Source organism: Microbacterium sp. KU4F (assembly GCF_056868075.1).
On the sequence record NZ_CP200324.1, the window covers coordinates 2,311,012 to 2,323,992 of the forward strand.

Genomic DNA, 12,981 nt, shown 5'->3' on the forward strand with positions numbered 1-12,981 from the left:
CGAGATCACGGGTAAACAGAGTGATCTCGTGCTCGAAATGCTGTTTCGCGAGCGGAGAGTGGGGGCCGGCGCGGGAGGACGGGCGCGGCGGCGGAGTTGGAGGAGGGGAGGGATGCGGCGGCACGTCGCGGCGGCTGGAGCCCCCACTCAGCCCGGCGGCATATCCTGTGCGCATGACCGACTCCCCCCGTTCCGGTCTCGCGCTCGACGAGCTGAGCAACGAGATCCGCCCGCAGGACGACCTGTTCCGCTACGTCAACGGCGAATGGATCGCCCGGACCGAGATTCCCGAGGACAAGGCGCGCTGGGGCTCCTTCCACCTCCTCGCGGAGCAGGCCGAGAAGGACGTCCGCGCCATCATCCTCGAGTCGCAGGATGCCGAGGCCGGCACCGAGGCACGCAAGATCGGTGACCTGTACGCGAGCTTCATGGACACCGAGCGCATCGCCGAGCGCGGCACCGAGCCGCTCGCCGATCAACTGGCGCGCGTGGATGCGGTGAGCGATGTCACCTCCCTCCTTCGACTCGTGGGCGAGCTGGAGCGCGACGGGATCGGCGGCATCGTCGAGCTCTACGTCGAGCCCGACCCCGGCAACCCCCAGCGCTACCTGCCCTTCTTCATCCAGGGCGGCCTGTCGATGCCGGACGAGAGCTACTACCGCCTCGACTCGTTCGAGGAGACCCGACAGGCGTTGCGCCAGCACATCGAGCGCATCCTGACGCTGGCCGACGTCGCGGACGCGGCGGATGCCGCGGAGCGCGTCGTGGCGCTGGAGACGGAGCTGGCCTCGCACCACTGGGACAACGTCCGCAGCCGCGATGCTGTCGCGACCTACAACCTCAAGACGTGGGACGAGGTCGTGGCGATGGCGGGCGTGGACCTCGCGCCCTGGCTCGAGGGCGTCGCCCCGCACCATCCGGACGCGTTCGCCGAGATCGTCGTGTCGCAGCCGAGCTTCGTCGAGGCGCTGGGGACGGTGCTGACCGAACAGCGTCTCGAGGACTGGAAGGCCTGGCTGCGCTTCAAGATCGTGCACGCCGCCGCCGCTTTCCTGCCCGACTCGTTCGTCGACGAGAACTTCTCGTTCTACGGCACGCAGCTCACCGGCGTTCCGGTCAACCGCGAGCGCTGGAAGCGTGCGGTCAGCCTGGTGGAGGCCGCGCTGGGCGAGGCCGTCGGCAAGGTCTACGTCGAGCGGCATTTCCCGCCCACCGCCAAGGCCGCCATGGACGAACTGGTCGCGAACCTCATCGAGGCGTACCGCCAGTCGATCTCGCAGCTGGAGTGGATGAGCCCCGAGACGCGGGAGCGGGCGCTCGCGAAGCTCGACGCCTTCACGCCGAAGATTGGCTACCCCGTGAAGTGGAAGGACTACTCGGGGCTCGAGCTCGACGCCGCAGACCTCGTCGGCAACGTCCGCCGTGCGCACGTGCACGAGCACGACCGTCAGCTCGGCAAGGTGGGGCAGCCCATCGACCGCGACGAGTGGTACATGACGCCGCAGACGGTCAACGCGTACTACAACCCGCTCATGAACGAGATCGTGTTCCCCGCCGCGATCCTGCAGTACCCGTTCTTCGACGAGACTCGGGATGCGGCCGCGAACTACGGTGGCATCGGTGCGGTGATCGGCCACGAGATCGGTCATGGCTTCGACGACCAGGGCAGCCGCTTCGACGGCGATGGGTCGCTGCGCGACTGGTGGACGGATGCGGACCGCGAGGCCTTCGAGCAGCGCACGAAGAACCTCATCGCCCAGTACGACGCGCTCGTGCCGCAGGGGCTGCCGGAGGAGAACCACGTCAACGGGGCCCTCACGATCGGCGAGAACATCGGTGACCTCGGCGGGCTCGGCATCGCGATCCGCGCGTATCGGCTGTCGCTGGGGGATGCGGAGGATCCGGTCATCGACGGGATGACCGGCATCCAGCGACTCCTGCTCAGCTGGGCGCAGATCTGGCAGCAGAAGAGCCGTGACGCGGAGGCGATCCGTCTGCTGACGATCGATCCGCACTCGCCGAACGAGTTCCGCTGCAACCAGATCGTTCGCAACATCGATGCGTTCTACGAGGCGTTCGAGGTGACCGAGGGCGATGCGCTGTGGCTCGACGCCGACCAGCGCGTCACCATCTGGTAACTGCGCCGTGACCCGTCGGGCGTAGTCTCGCCCGCATCCCCGAGCCCGAACCGGTAGGAAGGACCTGCGCCGTGCCCAGCTTCTCCCGAGGCCTCTCGCGGAACGGAATCGGCGCCGCCTTCGCGGCGGGGAGCGAAGCGCCTTCCGCGCCGCGCCGCCGCGGGTCGGCGTTCGTTCACTTCCACCCTGAAAGCCCTCGACGCGCTCGCGGCGTCGGGAGCGCAGGTGTCGGTGCGGATCGATGACCTCGACCTCGGTTCGGCGGTGCTCGCCGGCGACGACTTCCGCAGCCTGCCGATCGCGGGCCTCGGCGTCGTGCCCCTGCTCGTGGAGACGGCCGCGCAGTTCGAGGCGGGAACCCTGGATCCGCTGGAGATCATCGATCGCGCCGGCATCGAACCCGTCGCGGTATCGGGTGTCTGGCAGCATCTGAAGGCGCCCGCGCTGCCGCTCATCGATGTGGCGTTGCTCGCCGCGTCGTCGGGCGACGCTCTCGCGGCCAACGCGCTCATGTCTCGGGTGGGGCTTCCGGCGGTGCGCGCCCGCGTCGAGCAGCTGGGGCTCACCCGCTCCGCTCTGATGGACAGCTTCCGCGATACGCGCGGCCCCGACGATGCGCCCCACGTGGCGCTCGGTGCGGCCCGCGAATACGCCCACCTCTTCGCGGAGCTCGTGAACAGCACGGCGGTCAGCGCCGGGGTCAGTGCGCAGGTCGCCGAGTGGCTGAGTCACGGCCACGACCTTTCGCTCGTCGCCGCCGCCACCGGGCTCGATCCGTTCGCCCACGACAACGACGAGCACGGGCTGCTGTTCGTGAACAAGACCGGGCGGGCATCCGGCATCCGCACCGAGGCGGGAGTGCTGGCCGGACCCCGTGCCGGCGTGGCCTATGCGCTGTTCGTCTGCTTCGACGACCTGTCCATCGCGCACCGGTTGCGGGTGCACGACGCCTTCCGCGTGCTCGGTGTCGAGCTCATGGAGTACGTGTACTGACCGCTCACCCGTGCCTGCGCGCGCGTCGCGCGAGCAGGGCAGCGATCGCGCCTGCGCCCAGGAGCCCTGCTCCTGCGAACGCGAAGGGGAGCGGGTCGACGCCGCTGTGCGCGAGCTCCGTGACGCCGGGAGCGGACACCGGGGCGGGGACCGGCGTGGGGCTGGGCGCCACGGCCCACTCCGCGGTGAGGGTCAGATCGCCCGCGAGGGGCGTGGCGAAGTCGTAGGCGGCGCCCCCGGCACGCCAGCCGCTGAAGGTGAAGCCGTCGCGGACGGGATCGGCGGGGCGCGTCGCGGTGGCGCCCGCATCCAGCACGACCGACTGCGCGCCGACCGCACTGCCTCCGGCGCTGTCGAAGACGACGGTGGCCACCGCGGCGGTGGGCAGGTCGTTCCACGTCGGCTCGGTGTAGCCCCCCGCGAAGCGCGCCTCGCCGAATCGCCACGGGTAGAGCGCGCTCGCCGGCGGCGTGTTCGCGATCGTGCCGAAGGTGGTGGGTGGCGGACCGAGCAGCTCGAGGACCGTGAGCGGGTTGTCGCCGAAGGGTGCGAAGCCGAGGTCCGTGACGGTGGAGGGCAGCGTCACGTGCTCCAGCTGGTTCTGCGTGAAGGCGAGGGTGCCGATGCCGGTGAGTCCTTCGGCGAACGTCACAGTGCTCAGGGCGTTGAGCGCGAACGCCTGATCGCCGATGCTGCGCACGGACGCGGGCAGCACCAGCGACGTGAGGGCGTTGCTCTGGAAGGCCGCGGCGCCGATGTCGGTGAGCGAATCCGGCAGGCTGAGCGAGGTCAGCGCCGTGCCGCCCGTACGGTCGAAAGCGCTGTCGCCCACGGCCGTGACGGTGTAGGTGACGCCGTCGACGGTGATCTGCCGCGGGATGGTGACGGTCGAGGTCGGTACCACCTGCCCGGTGACCGTCGCGGTGTCGATGGCCAGCGCGTACGTCAGCCCGTCGACCTCGGTGTCGGCGGCGGATGCGGCGGGCGCCGCGGCGAGCAGCAGTGCGGCGGCCACGGCGCCGGCACCCACTGTCTGGAGTGCGCGCCGCAGGCGCCGCGAAGCAGGGCGTTGTGTGTCGGGCATGGCTGGACGCTATCGGCGCGGGGGCCGGAGGGCGACCAGAACTGACTCGCCCTCACTTCCGGCGGCCTCGGCAGCGACCGCCGCCTCGTGGCCACGCGAATCGCGGGATGCGCGCTGCGAGAATGGGGCGGTGAGCGACACCCGACAGGCGCCGACCGTGAGCATCGGCCGCAAGCGGTCGCCGGCGCATCAGATCCTCACCCTCTTCGGGGACTACTGGTGGGGGGTGGACGCGCCGATGCCGACCGGTGCGTTGCTGGCCGCGATGGCGGATCTCGGAGTGAAGGCGCCCGCGACGCGGGCGAGCTTGACGCGGCTGACCGACCGTGACCTTCTCATCCTGAGCAAGTCGGGGAGGCGCACGAGTCACGCCCTCACCGATCGCGGCGCGTCGGTGCTGGCCGATGAAGCTCAGTGGCTGCAGCGTTTCGGCCGGGAGGATCCGGCGTGGGACGGTCTGTGGAGCGCCGTGCTCTTCTCGATCCCCGAGAAGGAGCGCCCTCTGCGTCATGCCGCCCGCACCCGGCTGCGCTGGCTGGGGTACGCCCCCCTTTACGACGGCGTGTGGATCTCGCCCTTCGATTCCGTCGACGCTGCGGTGGACGCCCTGGGCCGGCTCGGGGTCGGGCAGGTCTCCACCTTCCGGGGAGTGCTGGCCACAGCGCCGGGCGACAGTCCGACGCGCGCGTGGGACCTGTCCGAGGTGGAGGGGGACTACGCCGAGTTCCTCATGCGGATCGGCGACAGCGGGCGGGAGCTCGCGCCCGCGGCGGCACTCGAGCGACGTACCTCGCTCATGCTGGCCTGGCAATCGTTCCGTCATGCGGAACCCGGTCATCCGATGCGCCTCATGCCCGCGTCTTGGCCGCGCGAACGCGCACGCGAGGCCTTCGTCGCCGTGTACGACGCTCTCGGACCTGCGGCGGAGGAACGGATGCGGGAACACGTCGCGGCCATCGAGCCGGCGCTGGCTCGCATGGTCCGCCCGCAGCGGCTTTCCTGAGTGCGCCTTATGTAAAGATTCATTGACGCTCGTAACAATTACTTCTACTCTCATCCCCGAGGGGGCGCAACGAGGCATCCCCATGACGATGACGTCACATCGGAGGATCTTGCATGCTCAGACATCGACGACCTCGCGCGAGGATGCTCGCGTCCGCCGCTGCCGCGATCGGAGTGGTGGCGGCGCTCGCCGTTCCGCTCGGATCGGCCGCCGCCGCGGACGACCTCTCGCTCACCGTGCTCTCCGGTCGCGCGGATATCGTGACAGGAGGCGACGCGCTCATCGCGGTGGACGGCGCGGACGAGGCCACGGTCGTGACCGCGGACGGGCGTGACGTCACCGCCTCCTTCACCGCCGTGAACGGACGTCTCATCGGACTCATCGAGGATCTGCCCCTGGGGACGAGCGAGGTGACGGCGCGATCGGCCTCGAGCTCCGAGACTCTCGAGATCCAGAACCATCCCGCTTCCGGCCCGGTCTTCTCCGGTCCCCAGCATCCGATGTACTGCACCGCAGCCGGGGCGCCGTGGAACCTCGGGCCCACGGACGAGAACTGTCACGTCGCAGAGGCGCGCGTCAGCTTCCGTTACCGCACCACGGGCGGAGCCTGGGCCGACTATCCCACCGACGGTTCGACGCCCGGCGACGTCGCCACCGCGACCGTCGAGGGTCGCACCGTCCCCTACGTTGTTCGGCTCGAGCGCGGCACCATCAACCGTGCGGTCTACGAGACGGCGATGCTCGCCGGGCCCGCCGACCCCGCGCCCACGTATGCCGCGCGTGCGGCCGGCTGGAACGGAAAGCTCGCCTACACCTTCGGCGGCGCCTGCGGCGTGGGCTATTGGCAGGGCTCGAGCACGGGCGGCGTCGAAAACGACATGCTGCTCTCGCGCGGCTACATCGTCGCCTCGGCGACCTTCAACGTGTTCGCGCAGAACTGCAACGACGTCACGAGCGCGGAGACCGCGATGATGGTCAAGGAACACGTGATCGAGCAGGTGGGGCCCGTCACCTACACGATCGGTTCGGGCGGTTCGGCCGGCACCATGCAGCAACTCCTGCTGGCCAACAACTATCCCGGCATCATCGACGGCGTCATGGGCGACATCGGTTACCCGGACGAGCGCACCACGACCGTCGCCGGACACGACTGCACCAACCTGCTCGGGTTCTGGGGTTCGCCCGCGGGGTCCGGATGGACGGACGCGCAGAAGCTTGCCGTCACGGGTCACGCCCAGCTGTTCACCTGCACCGGCTTCACCTGGTTCACCGGTGTCGACAACCCGCGTGCCGGCTGCAACGCCGCCGTTCCGGTCGGCGACCGCTGGTCGGAGGCCAACCCCGACGGACTGCGGTGCACGATCGCCGACATGGTGCAGAACGTCTACGGTGTCGACGACCAGGGCCGCGGGCTGCGTGTCGTCCCCGACAACGTGGGAGTGCAGTACGGTCTGGCGGCGCTTCAGTCGGGCGCGATCTCGCCCGAGCAGTTCGTCACCCTCAACGAGAACGCCGGCGGGATGGATGTGGATGGCACGCGCACCGCGGCGCGGTCCGAGGCGAGCGTCGAGGCCATCGAGCAGGCATACCGCACGGGCCGCATCAACCTCATGACCGGCGGGCTCGCCTACACGCCGGTGATCGAGATGCGTCGCTACACCGATCCGACGGGCGACTTCCACGAGCGGTACCGCTCCGCGATCATCCGTGAGCGGATGCTCGACGCCTACGGCAACGCGGACACCCACGTCAGCTGGACGAGCAAGGACGCGGGGTATGCGAGCGCGATGTACACCGCGGGTCTCGACAAGCTGGAGGAGTGGCTGGACAACATCGTCGCGTTGGGCGGCTTCGGCGACCGGGCGCGGACGGTCGCCGCGCGCCCGGCCGGTCTCGGGGACGGGTGCTACACCGATGACGGATTCGTCTCGGAGCAGCTCGACTACGAGAACACGCAGAGCACCTGCAACCAGTTGTTCCCCTACCACTCGGAGCCTCGCTACGTCGCGGGGGAATCCCTCTCCCGCGACGTCCTGAAGTGCCAGCTGGCGGAGCCGGTGCGCGCGGACTATCCCGTCATGACGGACGGGCAGTGGGAGCGGCTGACCGCCGCCTTCCCCACGGGTGTCTGCGACTGGTCGAAGCCCAGCCAGGGCCGGGTGGACTACGCCGGCGTCTGGCAGAGCTTCGACACGCAGCCGGATGCGGCCCTCGAGCCGCCCGTGATCGCGGGAGAGGCCCGCGTGGGCGCCGAGCTCTCGGTGTCGGCGGAGAGCTCGACGCCGGGCGCGACGCTCGACTACCAGTGGTTCGTCGACGGCGTCGCGATCGAGGGCGCCGTGGCGGCCTCGTTCACGCCCGAGGCAGAGCACGAGGGCGCGGCGCTCACGGTGCGTGTGTCGGTGGTCGCCGAGGGCTACCAGCCTGCATCCCGTGTCTCCGCCGCGACCGCCCCGGTGGCCGCGGCGCCGTCTCCCTCGAACCCGCCGTCGCCGTCGCCGAGCGCGTCGGTGTGGGCGACGGTCGACGTGGGTGATGGTCGATTCGAGCAGGGCGGCACCCTCGTCGCGCGGGTCGCGGGGCTCACGCCGGGTCAGCGCATCGCCGCCGAGATCCGCAGCGAGCCGTATGTGCTGGCGGGGATTCCCGCCGCGGATGCGGAGGGTCGCATCACGATCCGTGCGACGATCCCGGCGAGCATCCCCGCGGGTGCGCACACGCTCGTGATCGCCTCGGGCGATCTCGAACCGCTGCGCGTGCCCATCACGATCGTTCCTGCGGGCACCTTGGCCGCCACCGGCGGGACGGTTCCGTGGGAGCTTCTCGCTCTGGGCGCGGGGGTCCTGGTGCTCGGCGCCGGCGCCGTCGTGGTCGCGCGACGTCGCGGCGGCCAGACGCGCTCCTGATCGGATGCGGGGAGGTGTTCGACGCCTCCCCGCATCCGCTGCGCCGCGATCGACGTCACCGGGGTTAACTCAGGCCGGGCCGGTGGCCCGCATCCAGGGCCGGGTCGGTAGCATCGCGACGTGAGCACTTCAGCGCCGTTCCGTGCCGACATCGTCGGAAGCTTCCTCCGCCCGCCGGGCCTGGCCGCCGCCCGCCGCCGCCACGCCTCGGGCGAGCTGACGGATGCGGAGCTGGCTGCCGTCGAGGACGCGGAGATCGTCGACCTCGTCGCCCGACAGCGCGCTGCGGGGCTGGAAGTAGCGAGCGACGGCGAGTTCCGTCGCTCCTGGTGGCACTTCGACTTCTTCGGGATGCTCGGCGGCGTCGACATCGTGGAGCTCGATCACGGCATCCAGTTCCAGGGCGTGCAGACCAAGCCGCGCGGCATCGAGATCACGGGGCCGATCCGCTTCGACAACGCGCACCCCTTCCTCGCCCATTACCGCTCGCTGGCCGCGATCACCGAGGGCACCGGGCTGCTGCCGAAGTTCACGATCCCCGCGCCGACCGTGCTGGACTTCCGGCTGGAGCCCGGCCACATCGACGCCGCCGTCTACGACGGACGCGAGGCGATCGTGGCCGACCTCGTGACCGCCTACCGCGACGCGCTGGACGCGTTCTACGCGGCGGGCGCGCGGTACCTGCAGTTCGACGACACCGCGTGGGCGTATCTGTGCTCGGAGGCCGAGCTCGAGAAGGCCCGCGCCCGCGGGATCGACACCGACGGCATCGCCGAGCGCTACGCCGACCTGCTCAACCGCATCCTGGACGGCAAGCCCGCCGACCTCACCGTGACCACCCACGTCTGTCGCGGCAACTTCCGCTCGACCTGGATCTCGTCCGGCGGCTACGAGCCGGTCGCCGAGCAGCTGCTGGGCAACACCGCGTACGACGGGTACTTCCTCGAGTACGACTCCGAGCGCGCGGGCGGGTTCGAGCCGCTGCGGTTCCTGCCCGAGGGCGACAAGCGCGTCGTGCTGGGGCTCGTGACCACGAAGACCGGAGAAGCTGGAGAGCGCCGACGACATCCGTCGCCGCATCGATGAGGCCGCATCCTTCGCGCCGCTCGATCAGCTCGCCCTGAGCCCGCAGTGCGGGTTCGCCTCCACGGAAGAGGGCAACGAGCTCACCGAGGATCAGCAGTGGGCGAAGGTGCGGGCCGTCGTCGACATCGCCGCATCCGTCTGGAGCTGAGCGGACTCAGCGCTTCTGGGGTGCCGGGATGGGCTCGCCCTTCATCGCCGCCTCGTCGATCTCGGCCTGGTTCGCCAGGAACGGCGTGCCGTGCGTGTGGAAGGTGGGCACGGTCTTCGCGCCCCACGCCTGACCCTTGGCGCGTTCGGCCTGCGACCACTCCACGACCGGCCAGTCCGGGTCGAGGATGAGGCGTGCGCCGGCGTTGGCGAGCTCGATGCGGTTGCCGCCCGGCTCCCACACGTAGATGAAGAACGTCTGGTTGATGGCGTGCTTGTAGGGCCCGAACTCGATGTGCACGCCGTTCTCGAGGAAGATGTCGGCGGCCTTGAGGATGTCCTCGCGGGTGTCGGGGGCGAGCGCGAAGTGGTGGAAGCGGCCGTGCTCGCCGGTCCAGTCCTCGCTGTAGACCACGTCGTACGACTTCTGCTGGAACCGGAACCACCAGGCCGCGTACCCGCCGCCGTCCAGCCGTACCCGCTCGGACTCGCGGGCGCCCATGACGTCGCGCCAGAACTCGCCCGCCTTCGTCACGTCGCTGGCGAGGTAGTTGATGTGGTCCATCCGGCGGGCGTTGACGCCTCGCCCCGGGAACGCGGACGCCTGGTTCTTCAGGGCGGGGCGATCCTCGTCGTCGGGCACGTAGTGCTCGGTGTCGTAGTAGATGCCCATGAGGTGGCCATCCGGGTCCTCGAACTCGTACGAGCGGCCCACGCCGACCTCGGGCTCGCGCCAGCCGTGACCGAGGCCCGCCGCCTCGATCGCTGCGACGCGACGCTCCAGAGCCTCGGGGCTCGTGACGCGGAACAGCGTGCGACCCACGCCGTTGGTGTCGGATGCGGTGAGCTTGAGCGTGTAGAGCTGGTACTCGTCCCAGCAGCGGAGGTACGCGGAGTCGCCGATGCGGGCGACCTCCCGCATCGCGAGCAGGTCGCGGAAGAAGTGCAGGCTCTCCTCGAAGACGGGGGTGAACAGCTCGACGCCGCCCAGGTGTGCGAGGTCGAAGTTGTCGCGCGTGGCCATGGTGTGTCCTCTCTGACAGTCAGCGGCGGGGCCGGGGAAAGACGAGCCCGTCGAAGATCTTTCGTGCGGTGCGGACCGACGACGAGCTCGCGCGCCAGCCGGAAGCGGCGTCGCCGGTGACGGCGACGGTGGCGGCGAAGGTGCCGCCGGGGTGTTCGAGCAGCGTCTGCTCGCCGTCGCCGAGCACGGCGAAGGCGGAGCCGACGGCGCCAGGGATGCGGATGCCGGCGGCGACGGATGCGGCCATCAGCACCCCGATCGTGGGGTGCACTTGCGCGGGGATGAACGCGCGGGTGCTGACCGCACCGCCGCGACGCGGCGGTGACAGCAGGAACATCTTGGGCACGGTCTGGGCGGAGACGTCGCCCAGACCGAAGAGTGGGCCCGCCGCCCGGCGGATCGTCTCGACTCGCTCGCGGAGCTCGGTGCGGGACTCGAGCTCTTCCGGGCTCTCGTCGCCGGTGACGTCGAACTCCGCCGCATCCATCAGCACGACCGGCATCCCGTTGTCGACGAGGGTCACGCGGTGGCCCGCGATCTCATCCGTCGGCGATCCGGTGGGAAGCAGCGGCTTCTGCCCGCGGGTGGTCAGGGCGATTCGGCCGGCCGTTCCCGGCACGCCCGCGATCACCTCGTCGCCGTCGTAGTCGACCCGTCCGCCCGGCGTCGCGAACCTCGCTTCGGCGATGTCGCCCGTGTTGAGCAGGCGGATGCGCACGACGGTCTCACCCGCATCCGCCGTCAGGAGGCCGCGCTCGATCGCGAATGGGCCGACCGCGGCCAGCAGGTTGCCGCACGTCTGCGCATCGGCGACGACGGGCTCGTCGACGCCCACCTGGAGGAAGAGGTAGTCGATGTCGCATCCGGTCTCGCTCGAGCGTTCGACGACGGCCACCTTCGATGTCAGCGGATGTGCGCCGCCCACTCCGTCGATCTGCGCCGGATCGGGGCTGCCCATGATCCGCAGCAGCAGGTCGTCGCGCTCGGACGGGTCGGCGGGCAGGTCGGACGCGAGGAAGAAGGCGCCCTTGGAGGTGCCGCCGCGCATGAGCAGGCAGCGGATGCCGTCTCGTACCGGATCAGGAGTCGGCATCGCGTCGCTCCGCCTGAGACACGTAGGCGACGCCGAGTTCGGCGATGACCGGTCGCAGACCGTTGATGTCCATGGAGCTGGCCCCGGCCTCGTACTTCGCGCGGTTGGTCGCCTCGCGTGCCGCGCGGGAGCGGGCCGCATCCAGAACGGCCGCCGCCCGCATCCGCGGAACGACCGTCACACCGTCATCGTCGGCGACCATGATGTCGCCGGGCTCGACGACGACGCCGTCCAGAACCACCGGAACGTTGACCGAGCCCGGGCTGTCGCGCAGGCATCCCTGCGCCGAGACGTAACGGCTCCACGCGGGAAAGCCCATCGTGCGCAGTTCGGCCGTGTCGCGCACGCCTGCGGAGGTGACGTATCCGCGTACTCCCTTGACCTGCATCTGCGTGGCCATGAGCTCGCCGATGTGTCCGAACGGCGAGGGGCCGGTCGCGACCACGACGATCACGTCGCCGGCGCGGGCCTGCTCGATCGCCACATGCACCATGAGGTTGTCGCCGGGAGCGGTGAGCACGGTGACGGCGCTGCCGGCGATCGCCGCACCCTGCTGGATGGGGCGGATCGCGCTGCCGGCGTAGCCGGTACGACCGAGCGCTTCGTGCACGGTCGCCGAACCGAGCTCGGCGAAGGCGTCGACGAGGTCGGCGTCTTCGCGCGCGACATCGGTGACGACGACGTGCGGGCTCATTCGAGCACTCCGGTGACCTGCGGGAAGTAGCGCATGTACGCCTCGCCCATCGTGTCGTGGGCGAGGCCGAGGTTCGGGCCCGCGTTGCGCTTGACCTGCACGCCGCGGCGCACCGCCAGATCGCTGTAGTACGACCACATGTGCTTCTGCGCCGGCAGGCATTCCATCGCCTGGCGCTTCTTGTCGAACGCCGCCGTGATGTCCAGCAGCACGTCGGGCACGAAGCCGCACTGCTCGGGCTGGTGCGGTTCGAAGAAGAACACCGGCGGGGCGCCGATGATGGTCTCCTTGGTCGGGAACGACCCGTCCGAGTTCGCGACACCGATCGCCTGCGCCAGCACCCGCGCCTCGAGCGCCATGCGCGCGGCGGCCGGGTGATCTCCGTTGTACGGGTCGTGCAGCGGATGCGTGAGCACGACGGTGGGCTGCACGCGGCGGTAGACATCGACCAGTCGCGCGACGGCCTCGGGCGACTCGCGCAGCGGGTAGTCGCCCAGATCGAGGAACTCGATGTCGGCACCGAGGGCGGATGCGGCCGCCTCCGCCTCGGCCCGACGGATCTCCTTGATCTCCTCCAGCGACTTCCCGGCCAGCCACTGACTCGCGGACTCGCCGCGCTCGCCGAAGCTGAGGCAGACCACCGTGGCGCGCTCGCCGCGCATGGTGGCGGCGGCGATCGCGCCGCCGGCCCGCCAGACGAAGTCGCCCGCGTGGGCGCTGACCACGAGTAGCGCCGGGGTGACTGCAGTCATATCCGCTCCTTGGTTCGGCGGCGTCGAGCCGACGCGCGACGGCAGGCGTCCGGAGTCGACG

Annotated in this window: 10 protein-coding genes; 5 read left to right on the forward strand and 5 right to left on the reverse strand. The window is 70.3% G+C overall.

Annotated elements, in window-relative coordinates; all coding sequences use genetic code 11:
* The first annotated feature begins 173 nt into the window (after positions 1 to 173).
* Positions 174 to 2,138, forward strand: coding sequence for a M13 family metallopeptidase (locus AC1VNH_RS11830; protein WP_483111567.1), 1,965 nt, complete (start codon positions 174 to 176; stop codon positions 2,136 to 2,138).
* Positions 2,139 to 2,363: 225 nt separating this feature from the next.
* Positions 2,364 to 3,131: a serine hydrolase gene (locus AC1VNH_RS11835; protein ID WP_483111568.1), complete on the forward strand. Its 768-nt coding sequence runs from the start codon at positions 2,364 to 2,366 to the stop codon at positions 3,129 to 3,131.
* A gap of 4 nt (positions 3,132 to 3,135) precedes the next feature.
* On the opposite strand, the gene AC1VNH_RS11840 is transcribed toward AC1VNH_RS11835, so the two are convergent.
* On the reverse strand, positions 3,136 to 4,215 hold the full coding sequence (locus AC1VNH_RS11840) for a leucine-rich repeat protein (RefSeq protein ID WP_483111570.1): 1,080 nt from the start codon (positions 4,213 to 4,215) through the stop codon (positions 3,136 to 3,138).
* 130 nt (positions 4,216 to 4,345) lie between these two features.
* Here AC1VNH_RS11840 and AC1VNH_RS11845 point away from each other — a divergent pair, with 130 nt between their 5' ends.
* The 3 genes from AC1VNH_RS11845 to AC1VNH_RS11855 all read left to right on the forward strand — a co-directional run bounded on the left by AC1VNH_RS11845 (position 4,346) and on the right by AC1VNH_RS11855 (position 9,210).
* Complete coding sequence (locus AC1VNH_RS11845; protein ID WP_483111571.1) at positions 4,346 to 5,218, forward strand: PaaX family transcriptional regulator; 873 nt, start codon at positions 4,346 to 4,348, stop codon at positions 5,216 to 5,218.
* A gap of 113 nt (positions 5,219 to 5,331) precedes the next feature.
* Positions 5,332 to 8,124: a DUF6351 family protein gene (locus AC1VNH_RS11850; protein ID WP_483111572.1), complete on the forward strand. Its 2,793-nt coding sequence runs from the start codon at positions 5,332 to 5,334 to the stop codon at positions 8,122 to 8,124.
* 120 nt (positions 8,125 to 8,244) lie between these two features.
* The gene (locus AC1VNH_RS11855; RefSeq protein WP_483111573.1) at positions 8,245 to 9,210 is read left to right on the forward strand and encodes a 5-methyltetrahydropteroyltriglutamate--homocysteine S-methyltransferase; all 966 of its coding nucleotides are present in this window, start codon (positions 8,245 to 8,247) and stop codon (positions 9,208 to 9,210) included.
* A 154-nt stretch (positions 9,211 to 9,364) separates the two neighbouring features.
* Here AC1VNH_RS11855 and AC1VNH_RS11860 read toward each other — a convergent pair whose 3' ends face one another.
* From AC1VNH_RS11860 to AC1VNH_RS11875, 4 genes are read right to left on the reverse strand one after another with little or no spacing between them, the layout of a single operon-like run.
* Positions 9,365 to 10,381, reverse strand: a complete 1,017-nt coding sequence (locus AC1VNH_RS11860; protein WP_483111574.1) for a VOC family protein — start codon at positions 10,379 to 10,381, stop codon at positions 9,365 to 9,367.
* A gap of 19 nt (positions 10,382 to 10,400) precedes the next feature.
* Complete coding sequence (locus tag AC1VNH_RS11865; RefSeq protein ID WP_483111575.1) at positions 10,401 to 11,474, reverse strand: PrpF domain-containing protein; 1,074 nt, start codon at positions 11,472 to 11,474, stop codon at positions 10,401 to 10,403.
* The gene (locus AC1VNH_RS11870) at positions 11,461 to 12,168 is read right to left on the reverse strand and encodes a 4-carboxy-4-hydroxy-2-oxoadipate aldolase/oxaloacetate decarboxylase (protein ID WP_483111576.1); all 708 of its coding nucleotides are present in this window, start codon (positions 12,166 to 12,168) and stop codon (positions 11,461 to 11,463) included. The genes AC1VNH_RS11865 and AC1VNH_RS11870 overlap by 14 nt, the downstream gene beginning before the upstream one ends.
* Positions 12,165 to 12,920 (reverse strand): PIG-L deacetylase family protein, encoded by a 756-nt coding sequence (locus AC1VNH_RS11875; protein ID WP_344227456.1) that lies wholly within the window; start codon positions 12,918 to 12,920, stop codon positions 12,165 to 12,167. The genes AC1VNH_RS11870 and AC1VNH_RS11875 overlap by 4 nt, the downstream gene beginning before the upstream one ends.
* Positions 12,921 to 12,981: the final 61 nt, after the last annotated feature.

Excerpts from the sequence above, each read along its gene's own strand:
- AC1VNH_RS11865 (WP_483111575.1), bottom strand. The coding sequence starts at position 11,474 with ATGCCGACTCCTGATCCGGTACGAGACGGCATCCGCTGCCTGCTCATG.
- AC1VNH_RS11870 (WP_483111576.1), bottom strand. The coding sequence starts at position 12,168 with ATGAGCCCGCACGTCGTCGTCACCGATGTCGCGCGCGAAGACGCCGAC.
- AC1VNH_RS11875 (WP_344227456.1), bottom strand. The coding sequence starts at position 12,920 with ATGACTGCAGTCACCCCGGCGCTACTCGTGGTCAGCGCCCACGCGGGC.
- AC1VNH_RS11850 (WP_483111572.1), top strand. The coding sequence starts at position 5,332 with ATGCTCAGACATCGACGACCTCGCGCGAGGATGCTCGCGTCCGCCGCT.
- AC1VNH_RS11840 (WP_483111570.1), bottom strand. The coding sequence starts at position 4,215 with ATGCCCGACACACAACGCCCTGCTTCGCGGCGCCTGCGGCGCGCACTC.
- AC1VNH_RS11830 (WP_483111567.1), top strand. The coding sequence starts at position 174 with ATGACCGACTCCCCCCGTTCCGGTCTCGCGCTCGACGAGCTGAGCAAC.
- AC1VNH_RS11860 (WP_483111574.1), bottom strand. The coding sequence starts at position 10,381 with ATGGCCACGCGCGACAACTTCGACCTCGCACACCTGGGCGGCGTCGAG.